The following is a 15001-nucleotide window of genomic DNA, read 5'->3' as shown; positions in this document are numbered from 1 at the left end:
GCGGTTGGTCCACACAGGGGTCGGTCCGCGCGGGGCTCGGTCCGCGCAGGGGGCCCTCACAGGGCTCGGTCCACCACACCGGTACAGATGCGTTCATAAGGAGCGTAACGCTTCGGCCTGGACGCGGCCCGGGCGTCGCCTCCCCTCGCTACCATCTGCCGGGTGAGCGACGACGTACCGCTGCTGGACGATCTGATGCCCTGGGCCGTGGGTTCGCTGCGGCTGGGGCGGGACTGGGTGACGGCCCCCGAGCCGGCGACCCTGCGGGCCCGCTGGGCGACCCTGGCCGGCGCCGAAGGCGCCGAGCGGGAGAGGTTGTTCCGTCCGACCCGGGCCCGTACGCCCTCCTCCGGGGCCGCCGCGCTGCCCGGGCAGCGGTCCGCGTCCACGGCCCGCTTCGCCGAGGCGCCGGGCCCGTTCCCGGAGCCCGTACGGGTGCTGACCGCGCCCTTCGACGAGCAGTGGCTGCTGCCCGACCAGCGGCTCATCGACCGGGCCCGCCCCGAGCTGTGGCGGGTGCGCGACGCCCACCAGCTGTTCGTCGTGGAGACGCCGGAACCGCTGGTCACCGCCCATCTCCCGGCCGGCCGGCTGGGCCGGATCCGCCCGCTGCACCGGCGCCCCGGCGGCGCGGAGCCCAACCTCGCGCCGGGCCTGCTGCACCTGCTGGGCGAGCGGCTCGGCGGTTGGGTCACTCCCGAGGACGTGCTGTGCTGGGTGCTCGCGGCGGGCCGCCCCGGGGCCCGGGGCACGTACGAGGTCCCGCTGACGGCCGACCCGGAACGCTGGCGGGCCGGGCTGGAGCTCGGGCAGCGCCTGCTGACCGTCCAGTTGCGCGGGGCGCGGGGCGGTGAGCCGCCCCGTCTGCCCGGCGGGCGGCGGCCGTACGTCCGCTCGACGGTCACGGCGTGGCCGCGGGGGCTCTCGTACGACCCGGACACCGAGACCCTGGGGCTCGGGGACGGGAGCATCTCCCCCGTGCCGCCGGGAGCGTGGGATCAGGAGTCCCGGGGCGAGCGGGTGTTGGAGTCCTGGTTCGCCGCCCGGACCGCGCACCGCTCGGACGGGGTCGACGGCCTGGAGGCGCTGGGGCCCGGGGAGTGGCCGCAGTCATGGACCTCGGAGCTGTTGGCGTTGGTCACGAGCCTGGCGCTGCTGGCCGATCTGGCGCCGGAGCGGGCGGCGTTCGAGCCCGGCCCGTCGCTCACGGCCACCGAGCTCGAAGGCCTCGGGGTGTTGCCGCCGCCGCGCGGGTCCCGGCGACCGGCCTCGGTGTTGGACCACCGCGAGGAGGGCCCGGGCGGCCAGTTCGCCCTGCTGTGAACCCCGGCGCGGCGGCGAACCCCGGCGCGCCGCGAACCCAGGGCGCGCCGCGAACCCGGGTGCGCGGTCGACGCCGCCCGAGGACCGGGTGCCCGCCCGTGCGCGCCCCGGGTGTCCGACCCCGCGCGTTCATGCCCCCCAGGTGTCGAGCAGCTGCGTGATCCAGCGGTCGAACAGTTCGTCCGGCGCGTCCAGGTCGGCGGGGACGGAGGGCAGCGCCGTGAGGGCGCCCGCCAGCCGCGGGTAGTCCCCGCTCGCCAGCCGGGACCCGAGCCACGCCGCCCGTACGCGCTGCTCGTCGGCCTCGCTCCAGGGCAGTGCGCGGGCCCGCTCGGCCAGGGCCAACTCGCCGCCCACGTAGGTGGCCACGGTGCCGTTGACGGCGGCGACCAGTTCGAGTTTCCGTCCGTCCGGCGCGTCCAGCGGCTCCAGGCAGGCCAGGCTGTACTCCAGGTACCGCAGGGCGTGCGGACTGAAGCCGTAGACCGGGGTGAGCAGCCGGGGCAGCCACGGGTGGCGGCGCATCAGGTCGCGCGTCTGACGGGCCAGCGCGAGCATGTCGGCCCGCCAGTCGCCGGTGGGCGGGGTCAGTTCGTACTCCCCGCTGACGGCGTCGACCATCAGCTCGTACAGGTCCTCCTTGCGTGGCACGTAGTTGTACAGGGACATCGTCCCGGCCCCGATCCCGGCGGCCACGCGGCGCATGGAGACGGCCTCGATCCCCTCGGCGTCGGCGATCCGCACGGCCTCGGCCGCGATCGACTCGCGGCTGTGGGCGGGGCGGGGGCCCCGCCCCGCGCGTTGTGGGCGGGCCCAGATCACTTCGGGTTCAGCGGGGCGGCCGCTGGGGGTCATCGCTCATCACCTCGTTCGTCGCCTCCATCCTAGTTACGTACGCCGTACGTAGTGAGGTAGGGTGCCATGCATGACGACTACGTACGCTGTACTTAGTGAAGGTCTGGAAAAGTCCTACGGCGAGGTGCGCGCCCTGCGCGGGCTCGATCTGGCGGTGCCCGAGGGCACGATCTGCGGGCTCCTGGGCCCCAATGGCGCCGGCAAGACCACCGCCGTCCGGATCCTCACCACGCTCACCGCGCCCACCGCCGGGCGGGCCCTGGTCGCCGGCCACGACGTCACCCGCGCTCCGGGGGCCGTTCGCCGCAGCATCGGGGTCACCGGCCAGTACGCCTCGGTGGACGGGGACCTCACCGGCCGGGAGAACCTGCGGCTCTTCGCCCGCCTCGCCGGGCTGCGCGGGGCCGCCGGTCGGGCCCGCGCCGACGAGCTGCTGGAGCGCTTCGAGCTCACCGAGGCCGCCGACCGCACCGCCTCCACCTGGTCGGGCGGCATGCGGCGGCGCCTGGACCTGGCCGCGGGGCTGCTCGCCCGGCCCCGCGTGCTGTTCCTGGACGAGCCCACGACCGGCCTCGATCCGGCGGCCCGCGACCGGATCTGGACCGCGGTGCAAGAACTCGCCGGCCGCAGCGGGGGCGGCGGGGGCACGACCGTGCTCCTCACCACCCAGTACCTGGAGGAGGCGGACAGGCTCGCCGACGACATCGTGGTGGTGGACGGCGGCCGGGCCGTCGCCACCGGCACCCCGGCCGAACTCAAGTCCCGGATCGGCTCCCACGCGGAGGTGACCGTCACCCACCCCGACGCCCTCACGGGCGCGGCGGCCGTACTGGACCGACTCACCGGGGGCCGACCCGTCCTGAACGGGGAACGCCTCACCGTCGGCGTGACCGTGTCCGACACCGGCCTGACCCTGCCGCGGATCATCCGCGCCCTCGACACGGCCGGCATCCCAGTCACCGACGCCACCCTGCGGCCACCCACCCTCGACGAGGTGTTCCTGCGCCTCACCCGGGTCCGCGAGGTCGCACCCGAGAAGGAGCACGCGGCATGAACACCCTGCTGTCCGACGGCGGAGCCGTCGTCACCCGTCAGTTGCAGAAGGCCCGGCACGCGCCCGCGCTGCTGCTGCTCACGCAGACCATGCCGATCATGATGCTGCTGTTCTTCGGGTACGTGTTCGGCAGCGCGCTCGCGATGCCGGGCTCCGAGTACCGCGAGTTCCTGCTTCCGGGCCTGCTCGCCGCCACCGCCGCCAACGGGCTGATGACGGGCCTGTTCACGGCTGCGCAGGACGCCCACCGTGGGGTCACGGACCGGTTCCGCACCCTGCCGATGAGTCGGGCCGCCGTGCCCCTCGGGCAGATCACCGCCGACCTGCTGACGACGGGAGTGTCCATGGTGCCGCTGATGCTGGTGGGGATCGCCATGGGCTGGCGGATCGAGAACGGGCTGCCGGGCGCGCTGGGGGCCCTCGGAGTGCTGCTGCTGTTCCGCTTCGCCTCGGCCTGGGTGGGCACGTACCTCGGCCTGCTCAGCAAGAGCGAGGAGGCCGCCGGCCAACTCGGCGGCGCCACCTTCGTCCTGCCGATGCTGTCCAGCGCCTACCTGCCGACCTCCGGGCTGCCCGGATGGCTGCGGACGGTCGCCGAGTGGAACCCGATCAGCGCCGTGGCCGGCGCCGTGCGCACCCTCTGCGGCAACGCGGGCGGCGAACCGGCGGCCGGGGCCGCCTGGCCGGCCGCGCACCCGGTGGCCGGGGCGCTGCTCTGGTCGCTCGTCATCCTGGCCCTCTTCGCGCCGCCGGCCACCCGCCGGTTCGCGCGCGGCCAGGACTGAGACGTGGCCATAACCGAGACGCGGTCAGGACCGAGCGCAGGGGCGGAGCCGCCGGGCGGGGGGTGACAGATCCGGGTCGGACCGGGTAGGCAGGCTGCCATGACACCCGATTCACGCCCCCACGACCCGCTCCCCCTCGACGGTGTCACCGTCGTCGCCGTCGAACAGGCCGTCTCGGCCCCCTTCGCCACCCGCCAGCTCGCCGATCTCGGCGCCCGGGTGATCAAGGTCGAGCGTCCCGACGGCGGCGACTTCGCGCGCGCCTACGACACCGCCGCGAAGGGTCTGGCCTCGCACTTCGTTTGGGCCAACCGGGGCAAGGAGTCCCTGGCGCTCGACCTGAAGGACGCGCGGGGCCGGGAGGTCCTGCACGAGCTGTTGACCGACGCCGACGTCTTCGTCCAGAACCTCGCCCAGGGGGCCGCCGCCCGCCTCGGGCTGGACTCGGCCGCGCTGTGCGCCCGGTACCCGCGTCTGGTCGCCGTGGACGTCTCCGGCTACGGGGCCGAGGGGCCGTACGCGCACAAGCGCGCCTACGACATGCTCGTGCAGTGCGAAGCGGGGCTGGTGTCGGTGACCGGGACCCCGGAGCGTCCGGTCAAGGCGGGCATCCCGGCGGCGGACATCGCGGCGGCCATGTACGCGTTCTCGGGGGTGCTCGCCGCCCTCCTGCGCCGCGGGATCACCGGGCGCGGGGGCCGGGTGGAGGTGTCGATGCTGGACGCGCTCGCCGAATGGATGGGGCATCCGCTGCACCACACGATGCACGGCGGGGAGCAGCCCGTGCGGACCGGTCTCGCGCATGCCGTGATCGCGCCCTACGACGCCTACCCGACGGCGGAGGGGGACCGGGTGCTGCTGTCGGTGCAGAACGACCGGGAGTGGCGGCGGCTGGCGGAACAGGTGCTGGAGAAGCCGGAGTTGGCGGATGATCCGGCGTTCGCGACGAACGCCGCCCGCACGCTGGGCCGGGAGCGCACGGACGCGGTGGTGGCCGGGGCGCTGGCCGCGCTGGACGCGGACGAGGCGATCCGGAGGCTGGAGGCGGCGGGCATCGCCTGCGCGCGACTGAACTCGGTGGCGCAGGTCGCGGCGCATCCGCAGTTGGCGGCGCGCGACCGCTGGCGGGAGATCGGGTCGCCCGCGGGTCCGCTGCGCGCTCTGCTGCCGCCCATCGGGCTGCCGGACGGCGCGCCGGCGCGGATGGGAGCGGTACCCGCGCTCGGCGAACACACCGACGCCCTGCTGCGCGCCCTGGGGATGACGGGCGCGCAGATCACGACTCTGCGCCAGGACGGCGTGGTCGCCTGAGGCGATCCACACCGGAAGAACACCGATGACGTCGACGAGACCGCCGACACCGGTGACACCGCGAACACGTACAGGGCCGGGTGGGCGCAGCCGGGTCAACCGGCCGCGTTCTGCGGGCAGTTACGAGCGGCGGCTACCGAAGAGCGTGCGACGCAGGCGACGCAGCGGCGCGAAGAGCGCGACGCGCGCGCTCCGGCTCCGCTGGACGTGCGTGTGATCGCGGGCGGTGAGCTCGCGCATCAGCAGCGTCGCCTCGGCGGTCTCGTGGTGCGGGACGGCGGGACCGCCCAACACGGCGAGATGGCGGTCGAGGCGCGAGCTGGTCGCGCTGCTCCCGCAAGTGATGGCAGGCACGCGAGGCGGCCTGCTGCGCATTGCTATCTGTTCCATGTCTCTCCCCACCCGTACGAGGGCACCCGGCCCGGGCAGGTTCACCCTATCGCCCCCGCGTCGCGCCCGGGTATCCCGGTGGTGTGAATTACCCCTATACCTACGGGGAGTTGACGATTACTCACCGGAGTCAATCGTCACTCTCCGCACAGATTGTGCGGAATTGACGCCCCCTCGGAAGTCGTGGCGGTTCATACGGGGAGTCCTGTCGTGACAGGGGCCACACGGCGCACACTGCGCTAACTTGGAGTGATCGTCCGGTAACACGTTCGGGGGGCTCGGATGAGTGGGAATGCGGGTGAGGACGGGCGTGTCATCGCCGGTCGGTACCGGTTGCTGGGCCCCCTGGGTCGCGGCGGCATGGGGATCGTCTGGCGGGCGCGCGACGAGGTGCTGGGGCGCGAGGTCGCCGTCAAGGAGGTGCGGGCGCCCGCCGGACTGGACACCGCCGAGGTGGAGCGGTTGTACCGGCGCATGGAGCGCGAGGCCTGGGCGGCGGCCCGGGTCTCCCATCGCGGCGTCGTCACCGTGTACGACGTGGCGAGCGAGGGCGGCCGCCCCTGGATCGTGATGGAGCTGATCCGCGGACTGTCCCTGGCGGAGGTGCTGGAGGGCGAGGGGCCCATGCCCCCGCAGCGGGCCGCGCACATCGGCGAGCAGGTGTTGGCCGCGCTGCGTTCCGCGCACGAGTCGGGGGTTCTGCACCGGGACGTCAAGCCCGCCAACGTGCTGATCGCCAACGACGGGCGGGTGGTGCTGGGCGACTTCGGCATCGCGAGCCTGGAGGGTTCCTCGGCCATCACCATGACCGGCGAGGTGGTGGGCTCCCCCGAGTTCCTGGCCCCGGAGCGGGCGCTGGGACGCGAGCCGGGTCCCGCGTCGGACCTGTGGTCGCTCGGCGTGCTGCTGTACACGGCCGTCGAGGGGACCTCACCGTTCCGGCGCGACAGCCCGTTGTCCACGCTGCAGGCGGTGGTGGACGAGGAGTCGACCCCGGCGCGCCGGGCCGGCCCGTTGGAGCCCGTGTTGGAGGGGCTGCTGCGGAAGGACCCCGCCGAGCGGCTGTCGGCGGCGGAGGCGTCCCGGATGCTGCGGATCATCGGCGCGGGCGGCACGGCACGGGCCGCCGGCGGACCGGTGTCGGGGCCGTCGTCGGGGCCGGCTCCGGCGGTGACGGCCGCGCACGGGCACGATCGGGACGCGGGGTCCCGGACCGCGACGCCGCCGACACCCCTGTCGGTGCCGCCGGGGTCGGGCACGGCGCCGACCGTGATGTCCCCATCGGGACCGACGCCGCCGCAGGGGCGGGCCGGGACGGTGCTGACGGTGGGGATCGTGGTGCTGGTCCTGGCCTTGGTCGTGCTGGGTTGGCTGCTCTGGAAGGACGACGGGGACACGGCCGGGGCTCCCGCGAACGGGGCCGGCGGTTCGGGTCCCGCGGCCACGCGGTCGACGTCGTCGACGCCCGCCTCGACTCCCTCTTCCCCCTCCCCCTCGACTTCCGCGTCCACCTCGGCGTCGGCGAGCGCCGGCGCGCCCGCGCAGAAGGTCACGGTGTACGTCCACACGCTCCGCGGTCGCTACGCGGGGAGTTGCCCGCCGCCCCCCGTCGACGCGCCCGCCTTCGCCGGCACCGTGGAGGTGGCGCGCGTTCCCGCCGAGTTGGAGTACCGCTGGGTGACCCGGGGCGGGTCGGCCGACGGGTCGGAGCCCCGCTGGCAGGACCTCTCGTACGGGGCGGACGGCGCCACGACCCGGCAGGTCGACCACGTCGAGGCGGGCCATCGCGCCGGCGCGACCCTCGACGACGCGGTCCGGCTGGAGGTGCGGGGCGCCGCGCGGGCCACCTCGCCGTGGCTGGAGTTCTCCGTGACCTGCGAGAAGGAGACCCCGACGGGCGGGGCCTCCTCCCCCGGCCCTTCCGGTTCACCGGGTTCCCCGCGCCCGACGCCGTCGCCGGCGCCGAGCCCGGGGGTCACGCTCTGAACGGGGCCCGGGTCAGGCCTTGGAGGCGAAGGACGGCAGGTAACCGCCCGACTGGCCGGACGCGGTCGGGTGGTAGGACTCCCCGATGTTGGTCCAGTTGACGCTGTGCAGCCACGGGCTGCCGGAGCAGATCTCGTGGCCCGTGAAGGCACCGGCGACCGAGGCGTAGGTGAAGCCGTGGTCGGCGGCCCGCTTGGCGACGGCGGCGTTGAGGTAGTCGGCCGCGCCGTTGATGGCGGCGCGTTCGCCCTCGGTCAGGCCGCTGACGCAGGATCCGTTCAGCTTGTAGAAGCGGGGATAACCGAGGACGACCACGTGGGCGCCCGGGGATCGGCCGGAGACGGCGTCGTAGACCTGGTCGAGCTTGCCCGGCAGGGTGGAGTCGACGTACGCCTTGGCCTGGTTGACGCGGTTGACGCAGGTGGATTCGGACTGGAGCACACAGGTCGTCATGACATCGGAGAAACCGGCGTCGTTGCCGCCGATTGTGATGCTGACGAGGTCGGTGCCGGAGTTCAGCGGGCCCAGTTGGTTGGCGAGGACGTCGCCCGTCCGGGCACCGGAGCAGGCGACGAAGGAGAAGGTCTGCGGGGAGTGGGCGGCGGCCCAGAGGGCCGGATAGGCGCGGTTGGTGCGCTTGCAGTTGCCGCTCGAACCGTCGTAGTTGCCGGCGCCGACGCCGGACGAGTACGAGTCGCCGAGCGCGACGTAGCCGAAGTCGGCCCGGGCGGAGGCGGCCGCCTGGCCGGCGCCGAACAGGGCGGCGCCCGCGGCGAGTAACAGGGAGGAGGTGAGGGCGGCGAAGCGCGACATTCTCTTGCTCATGTGTGCGGCTCCTTGTGGGGGTTACTCCTGAGTCCGTGGTACAAGCAGCCGCGCACTTCCGGAAGTGGCCATGCCAAGAATGTTCGGGGCAGGCTTGCGCCGGAATCTTCACTCCCCATGCGTTTGAAGAGGGAACTTGAGCACCCGTTCCGGCGAAACACGGGTGCACGGGGCCAGATCGTGCCGGATCATGGGCGCCATGCCAGCCAACCCGCACGAGGCCCTGCCGATCAGGCTCAACGTAGACGACAGCGACTCACCGTCCGACGTCGTCGACGCCCTGTTCCTCGGCCGGTTCGCCTCCGGCGAGCAGCCTTACTCCCAGAGCGTTTCCATCGAACGGGTGAAGGTCGAAGCGACCCTCCTGCCGGCCGGGGCGAAGGTGCTGCGCTCGGCTCGCGACACCGACCGCAGCGCCACCCTCGCGGAGGGCGAGGGGTGGACCATGCTCGTGTCGCGTTGGAGTCGCGGCGCGGACGTGACGGTGACGGCCGTCAGCGACGAACTCGCCACCCGCGTGCTCGGGGAGGCCACGGACGGGGCCCAGGACGAGCCCGAACCCCAGCCGGAGAACGTCACGATGGGGTTCTGGTACGTCTCCCCGCGCCGCGGGCCGTACCGCACGACCCGGCAGATCGCCGCCGGCACCTGGCCCGAGGTGCGCTCGAACTACACCGCGCCGGTGGCCGGGGCGATGGACCGGCTGATGAAGGTCACCCCCGACGACATCGCGGGCCGGCTGCTGTTGCTGCACGGCCCGCCCGGTACCGGGAAGACCTCGGCGCTGCGGACGCTGGCGCGCTCGTGGCGGGACTGGTGCCAGGTCGACTGCGTCCTGGACCCGGAGCGGCTGTTCAACGACGTGGGCTACCTGATGGACATCGCGATCGGCGAGGACGAGGGCACGGCGAAGGGGCGCTGGCGGCTGCTGTTGCTGGAGGACTGCGACGAGCTGATCCGCGGCGAGGCCCGGCACCAGGCCGGGCAGGCGTTGTCCCGGCTGCTGAACCTGACGGACGGTCTGCTGGGCCAGGGCCGCAACGTCCTGGTCGGCGTGACGACCAACGAGGACCTGGAGCGGCTCCACCCGGCGGTGGTCCGGCCGGGCCGTTGCCTGGCCCGCATCGAGGTCGGCCGGCTGACGCACCGCGAGGCCGTGGACTGGCTCGGCACCGACGAGGGGGTCTCCCGCGAGGGCGCCACCCTGGCCGAACTGTTCGCCCTCCGGCGGGGCGCCGGGCCGGCCGCGCTGCTGCCCCCGCAGGGGCACGGGACCGAGGCGGGGCTGTACCTGTAGCCCGATCCGCGTCGGGGCGGCGCCGCCGCGGTACCGGCGGGCCGGGGACAATGGCCCCGTAGTCGCAGTCCCGTCGGTCGGCGCGAGCCCGCCGCGGTCAGGACCCGCCGAACAGGAGAGTGCCCCGTGCCCGAGCCGGCGCAGGAGAATCCGTACCCCGACAGCCTCACGCCGGGCGGGGGCCCCGCGCCGCACCCGCAGCTCGCGCCGGTGCTGGCCCTGCTGGGGCGTTGGCACGGCCGGGGGCGGGGCGAGTACCCGACCCTGGAGCAGGGGTTCCGGTACGAGCAGGAGATCACTTTCAGCCACGACGGCAGGCCCTTCCTGCGGTACGAGTCGCGGGCCTGGCTGATCGACGAGTCCGGTGCGCCCCTGCGTCCCTCGGGCCGGGAGAGCGGCTGGTGGCGGGTCATGCCCGACGCCTCGCTGGAAGTCACGCTGGCCCACCCGACCGGGATCGTGGAGACGTACGTGGGCCGTGTGTCCGGTACGGAGATCGAGATCGAGACGGATCACGTGGCGCGGACCCCGCGGGCGAAGGAGGTGACCGGGATGAGGCGCCGGTACTCCCTCGCCGACGGACAGTTGACGATCACGCAGGAGATGGCGGCGATGGGGCAGCCCATGCGACACCACCTCAAGGCCGAACTGGGACGCCGCGAGGACTGAGGCCGGCCCGGGTGGACCTGCTTGCCGTACCGGGTGCGCCTACTTGCCGTACCGGGCCCGCAGGGCGTCCAGGGCGGCGGCCGTGGCCTCGTCGAAGGTCAGCCCCAGCCGGTGGGCCCGCTCCGCGTACGCCTGCGCGGCGGTGGCCGATTCCCGGGAGGCCGAGTCGTCCGCGGCCGCGACGAGGGTTCCGTTGCGGCCCCGGGTCTCGACGACACCGTCCGCCTCCAGTGCCCGGTAGGCCTTCGCGACGGTGTTCGCCGCCAACCCCAGTTCCTCCGCGAGGGCCCGGACCGTGGGCAGTCGGAACCCCACGGGCAGCCGTCCCGCCCGGGCTCCCGCCGAGATCTGCGCGCGCAGTTGCTCGTAGGGGGCGGCAGCGCCGGCCGAGCCGTCGATCTTGATCTTCAGGTGCGAGGGAGTCGGGGTCACGCGGCCGATTCTCTCCCATCGCCCGCGTAATTCGCAGGCGTCCCCGCTCTGATCGTCCTAGCGTCGGCGCCATGACCCTCACCATCCGTGACCTGCGCCCGGGCGACCCGGGCGACGCCGAGGCAGTCGCCGCGGTGCGCCGCGCCGCGCTCCCGTTCATGATCGCCAGTGGGGCCGGGGTGGCCCACGAGCTCGCCTCCGCCCACCCCGACAAGCGCTACCGGCTGCTCCTCGCGGAGAACGGGGACGGCCGGGTCGTCGGCACTGCCCAGGTCGGCATCGCGCACGACAGCGCCGAGCCGGGCGCGTCCTTCGTCAACGCGTACGTCCATCCCGACCACCGGGGGCTCGGAGCCGGGACCGCCCTGCTGCACACGGCCGAGGAGCACCTGCTCGCGCGGGGCGCGGTGGAGACGTACGCCTGGGTCGTGGACGAGCCCGGCCACCGGGCCTTCGCCGAGCGGCACGGCTACCGTCCCGGCCGCTCCGCCCACTTCCTGCGGCTGGACCTCACCACCGCCGCCCTTCCCCCGTACCCGGCCGAGCTGCCGCCGGGGGTGGAGCTGCGCACCGGTTCCGCCTTCGTCGACGATCCGCGGCCGCTGTACGAGGCCGACGCGGCGGTGAGCCGGGACGAGCCGGGCGACCTGCCGGTGGAACTGGACGACTACGAGGACTGGCTGAGCAGTGTCTGGCACGAGCCCACGCTCGACAAGGAGCTGACCACGGTCGTCCTCGTCGACGGCGAGCCGGTCGCGTTCACCGCCGCCCGGACCGACGGCACCGGGCGCTACGCCTCGGGGATGACCGGAACCCTGGCGGCCCACCGGGGCCGCGGCCTGGCCAAACTCGCCAAGATCGATTCCCTGCGCCGGGCCGTCGCGGCCGGCTGTACGGAGGCCTTCACGGGCAACGACGCCGGGAACGGCCCGATGCTCGCGATCAACTCCTGGTTCGGATACGAGATCCGCGCCACGGAGACCCGTTTCACCAAACGTCTGGAGCCCACAGCGCGATGAGCGAGCGAATCGACGTCACCCTCACCAAGGCGGGCCGCACCAAGATCCGTTATCCGGCCGAGCTCCTCGCCGACACCGGCGACCGGATCTCCGTACGCGCCCCCTGGGCGGCCGCGACGGTGCGCGACTTCGGGTTCGTGCGCTTCGAGCCCGGCGACGTGTTCACCGAGCACTTCTGGCGCGACCGCTGGTACGCGGTCAAGGAGGTCCGCACGGGCGCCGGCGTCCTGAAGGGCTGGTACTGCGACATCACCCGCCCCGCCGTGGTCCGGGACGGCGAGATCCTCGTCGAGGACCTGGACCTGGACCTGTGGGTCTCGGCGGACGGGGCCCTCGTCCTGCGCCTGGACGAGGACGAGTTCGAGGCGAGCGGACTCGCCGCGACCGACCCGGAGGCCGCCGGCGAGGCGGTCCGCGCGCTCGACGCCCTGGAACGCCAGTCCCGCACACCGGTCGGTCTGGCCGCGCTCCTCGGCTGAGCGGACGCGGCCCCGGGCCAGGCCCCGGGGCCCGGCCCCGAGGCGGCACGGACGTGTTCCGGAGGCTGCACGGACGTGTTCCTGAGGTGGCGCTTGTCCCTGCCTTAAGCGCGCCCTAAGGATCTCCGATCGGCGCCGGATCCGGACCGAACGGGGCTTTCGGGAGGCTAGCTTGGCCGAGCCGGGGAGGGCCCCGGGCGGCGCCGCGACCCGTGAGGGACGGCCGTCGGCCCGGCCGACTCGCACCGGCCCGCCCCTGACGCGCTCAGCCCGTTCCGCCGCCTTGCCCAGAGGAGTTCCATCCATGCGCCACGCACGCCGTACCGCCGCCCGAATCGCCGCCGTCGGCCTGGCCCCGCTCGCGGTGGCCGCGTACGCCGCCGTGCCCGCGGCCGCCCACGGTTCGATGACGGACCCGGTCAGCCGGGTGGCGGCGTGCTACGCGGAGGGCCCGGAGTCCCCGAAGTCGGCGGCCTGCAAGGCGGCGGTGGCGGCGAGCGGGGCGCAGGCGTTCTACGACTGGAACGCGGTGAACATCGCCAACGCGGCCGGGCAGAGCAAGTCCCTGATCCCGGACGGGCAGTTGTGCTCCGCGGGCAACGCCAAGTACAAGGGCCTGGACCTGCCCCGCGCCGACTGGCCGGCCGGTTCGATGACCTCGGGCGCGCACACCTTCCGCTACAAGGGCACCGCCCCGCACAAGGGGTCCTTCGAGCTGTACGTGACGAAGGACGGCTACGACCCGACGAAGCCGCTGAAGTGGTCCGACCTGGAGTCGAAGCCGTTCGTGAAGGTCACCGACCCTGGCATGCGCAACGGTGACTACGTCTTCTCCGGCACCGTCCCGAAGAAGACGGGCCGCCACCTCGTCTACAGCGTGTGGCAGCGCTCGGACAGCCCGGAGGCGTTCTACAGCTGCTCGGACGTGGTCTTCGGCAAGGACAACGGCGCGGGTGCCGGCACCGGCGGCGGCGCGCAGCCCACGGGCAAGCCGAGCACCGGTACGGGAACAGGCACAGGCACAGGCACCGGCACCGGTACCGGTCCGAGCGCGAAGCCGAGCGCCGGTGGGAGCGGCAAGCCGTCGAAGGCGCCCGGCAAGCCGGGCACCAAGCCCGGTACGGGCGTGCCCGGCACCGACGAGGACTGCCCCCTGGCCAAGGCGCCCACGGACCAGCAGATCGCGGCCGGCGCGGTCAAGTCCTCCGTGGAGCACCACGGTCACGGTGACGACGACGCGAAGACCAACGCCGGGAACGCCGCCGCTCCCCTCCTCGCCTCGGAGGCACCCGTGACCCCGAAGGACGGCAACCTCGCGGAGACGGGCGGCAACAGCGCCACCCCGACGATCGCGATGGCCGGGGCCGGCGCCCTGGCCGTCGGCGCGGCCGCGCTGTTCGTGGCGGCCCGCCGCCGGAGCGCCGCGGGCCGCCACGGCCGCTAGTCTTCTGAGTCAGGAATTCTGTTCAGATAGCTGGCGAGGCGTTCGAGGATCTCGTCTGCGGTCTTGGTCCAGACGTAGGGCTTGGGGTCGGTGTTCCATGTGGCGATCCAGGTTCGGATGTCCTTCTCCAGGGCCTGGACGGATCTGTGGACGCCTCGCCGTATCTGCTTGTTTGTCAGCTCGGCGAACCATCGCTCCACCAGGTTGAGCCAGGACGATCCGGTTGGTGTGAAGTGCAGGTGGAACCGGGGGTGTGCCAGGAGCCAGGTCTTGATGGCCGGGGTCTTGTGGGTGGCGTAGTTGTCCAGCACCAGGTGGATTTCGAGGCCGGCCGGGACTTCCTTGTCGAGCTTGATGAGGAACTTCTTGAACTCCTCGGCCCGGTGGCGCCGATGCAGGGAACCGATCACCTTGCCGGTGGCCACCTCCAGAGCAGCGAACAGAGTGGTGGTGCCGGCCCGGACGTAGTCGTGGGTGGTCCGCTGCGGAACTCCGGGCATCATCGGCAGCACCGGCTGTGAGCGATCCAGGGCCTGGATCTGCGACTTTTCGTCGACACAGAACACCAGAGCCCGCTCCGGCGGGTCCAGATAGAGACCGACTACATCGTGGACCTTGTCGACGAAGTACGGGTCTGTCGACAGTTTGAACGACTCCGAGCGGTGCGGCTGCAGGCCGAACGCCCGCCAGATCCGCGACACGGTCGACTGCGACAGGCCCAGCTCCTTCGCCATCGAACGCGTCGACCAGTGGGTCGCGTTCTTCGGGGTGGGCTCCAGCGTCCTGGAAACCAGCGCGGCCACCTGTTCGTCCGTCACCGTCCGCGGGCCGCCCGGACGCGGCATGTCACCCAGACCGGCGATTCGATACCGCACGAACCGCGCACGCCAGCGGCCCACCGCATGGGGAGTCGAGCCGAGTCGAGCCGCCACGTCTTTGTTCGAAGCGCCTTCGGCGCAGGCCAGGATGATCCGACATCTCAAGGCCCACGCCTGCGGCGTGGAACGGCGCCGCACCCACCCCTCGAGTGCGGCCCGCTCCTCGTCCGACAACGTCAACTCGGCCTTCGGCCGCCCCGTCCGCGCCATACCGCAAGCCTACACATCTGAACAGAATTCATGACTCAGAACAC

General features: G+C 73.2%; 15 protein-coding genes. 10 read left to right on the top strand and 5 right to left on the bottom strand.

The window, feature by feature from the left end; all coding sequences use genetic code 11:
* The first annotated feature begins 162 nt into the window (after window positions 1-162).
* On the top strand, window positions 163-1323 hold the full coding sequence (locus ADK55_RS16085; protein WP_371591336.1) for a type ISP restriction/modification enzyme: 1161 nt from the start codon (window positions 163-165) through the stop codon (window positions 1321-1323).
* A gap of 129 nt (window positions 1324-1452) precedes the next feature.
* On the opposite strand, the gene ADK55_RS16080 is transcribed toward ADK55_RS16085, so the two are convergent.
* Window positions 1453-2178 carry a TetR/AcrR family transcriptional regulator gene (locus ADK55_RS16080; protein ID WP_053679284.1) on the bottom strand — a complete coding sequence of 242 codons (726 nt, stop codon included), beginning with the start codon at window positions 2176-2178 and terminating at the stop codon, window positions 1453-1455.
* Between the two features lie 70 nt (window positions 2179-2248).
* Here ADK55_RS16080 and ADK55_RS16075 point away from each other — a divergent pair, with 70 nt between their 5' ends.
* The 3 genes from ADK55_RS16075 to ADK55_RS16065 all read left to right on the top strand — a co-directional run bounded on the left by ADK55_RS16075 (window position 2249) and on the right by ADK55_RS16065 (window position 5328).
* Window positions 2249-3232, top strand: a complete 984-nt coding sequence (locus ADK55_RS16075; RefSeq protein ID WP_053679282.1) for an ATP-binding cassette domain-containing protein — start codon at window positions 2249-2251, stop codon at window positions 3230-3232.
* Entirely contained in the window at window positions 3229-4017 is a 789-nt protein-coding gene (locus tag ADK55_RS16070; protein WP_053679281.1) for an ABC transporter permease, read from the top strand. The genes ADK55_RS16075 and ADK55_RS16070 overlap by 4 nt, the downstream gene beginning before the upstream one ends.
* A gap of 99 nt (window positions 4018-4116) precedes the next feature.
* A complete protein-coding gene (locus tag ADK55_RS16065) occupies window positions 4117-5328 on the top strand; it encodes a CaiB/BaiF CoA transferase family protein (RefSeq protein ID WP_053679280.1) in 1212 nt (403 codons plus the stop codon).
* Between the two features lie 120 nt (window positions 5329-5448).
* Here ADK55_RS16065 and ADK55_RS16060 read toward each other — a convergent pair whose 3' ends face one another.
* A complete protein-coding gene (locus tag ADK55_RS16060) occupies window positions 5449-5718 on the bottom strand; it encodes a hypothetical protein (protein WP_078998975.1) in 270 nt (89 codons plus the stop codon).
* Between the two features lie 282 nt (window positions 5719-6000).
* On the opposite strand from ADK55_RS16060, the gene ADK55_RS16055 reads away from it, so the two are divergent.
* Window positions 6001-7704 (top strand): serine/threonine-protein kinase, encoded by a 1704-nt coding sequence (locus tag ADK55_RS16055; RefSeq protein ID WP_053679278.1) that lies wholly within the window; start codon window positions 6001-6003, stop codon window positions 7702-7704.
* Between the two features lie 12 nt (window positions 7705-7716).
* Here the strand turns inward: ADK55_RS16055 and ADK55_RS16050 are convergent, their stop codons facing one another.
* Window positions 7717-8529: an SGNH/GDSL hydrolase family protein gene (locus tag ADK55_RS16050; protein ID WP_053679276.1), complete on the bottom strand. Its 813-nt coding sequence runs from the start codon at window positions 8527-8529 to the stop codon at window positions 7717-7719.
* 199 nt (window positions 8530-8728) lie between these two features.
* Between ADK55_RS16050 and ADK55_RS16045 the strand changes: the two genes are divergently transcribed.
* Both ADK55_RS16045 and ADK55_RS16040 read left to right on the top strand, forming a co-directional pair.
* Complete coding sequence (locus ADK55_RS16045) at window positions 8729-9826, top strand: DUF5925 domain-containing protein (RefSeq protein ID WP_053679339.1); 1098 nt, start codon at window positions 8729-8731, stop codon at window positions 9824-9826.
* Window positions 9827-9952: 126 nt separating this feature from the next.
* On the top strand, window positions 9953-10495 hold the full coding sequence (locus ADK55_RS16040) for an FABP family protein (protein ID WP_053679274.1): 543 nt from the start codon (window positions 9953-9955) through the stop codon (window positions 10493-10495).
* 39 nt (window positions 10496-10534) lie between these two features.
* Here the strand turns inward: ADK55_RS16040 and ADK55_RS16035 are convergent, their stop codons facing one another.
* Window positions 10535-10927, bottom strand: a complete 393-nt coding sequence (locus tag ADK55_RS16035; protein ID WP_234350059.1) for a GntR family transcriptional regulator — start codon at window positions 10925-10927, stop codon at window positions 10535-10537.
* Between the two features lie 71 nt (window positions 10928-10998).
* On the opposite strand from ADK55_RS16035, the gene ADK55_RS16030 reads away from it, so the two are divergent.
* The 3 genes from ADK55_RS16030 (at window position 10999) to ADK55_RS16020 (ending at window position 13869) form a co-directional block, all read left to right on the top strand.
* Window positions 10999-11946: a GNAT family N-acetyltransferase gene (locus tag ADK55_RS16030; protein ID WP_053679271.1), complete on the top strand. Its 948-nt coding sequence runs from the start codon at window positions 10999-11001 to the stop codon at window positions 11944-11946.
* Window positions 11943-12425 carry a DUF402 domain-containing protein gene (locus ADK55_RS16025; protein WP_053679269.1) on the top strand — a complete coding sequence of 161 codons (483 nt, stop codon included), beginning with the start codon at window positions 11943-11945 and terminating at the stop codon, window positions 12423-12425. The genes ADK55_RS16030 and ADK55_RS16025 overlap by 4 nt, the downstream gene beginning before the upstream one ends.
* Window positions 12426-12729: 304 nt before the next feature.
* Window positions 12730-13869: a lytic polysaccharide monooxygenase auxiliary activity family 9 protein gene (locus tag ADK55_RS16020; protein ID WP_053679266.1), complete on the top strand. Its 1140-nt coding sequence runs from the start codon at window positions 12730-12732 to the stop codon at window positions 13867-13869.
* On the opposite strand, the gene ADK55_RS16015 is transcribed toward ADK55_RS16020, so the two are convergent.
* Window positions 13866-14957: an IS630 family transposase gene (locus ADK55_RS16015; protein WP_053679264.1), complete on the bottom strand. Its 1092-nt coding sequence runs from the start codon at window positions 14955-14957 to the stop codon at window positions 13866-13868. The two genes, ADK55_RS16020 and ADK55_RS16015, sit on opposite strands and share 4 nt — an antisense overlap.
* Window positions 14958-15001: the final 44 nt, after the last annotated feature.

Source organism: Streptomyces sp. WM4235 (assembly GCF_001279725.1).
Classification (GTDB): Bacteria; Actinomycetota; Actinomycetes; order Streptomycetales; family Streptomycetaceae; genus Streptomyces.
Note: the sequence above shows the minus strand (reverse complement) of the source record. Positions and strands in the feature narration are given on the sequence as shown.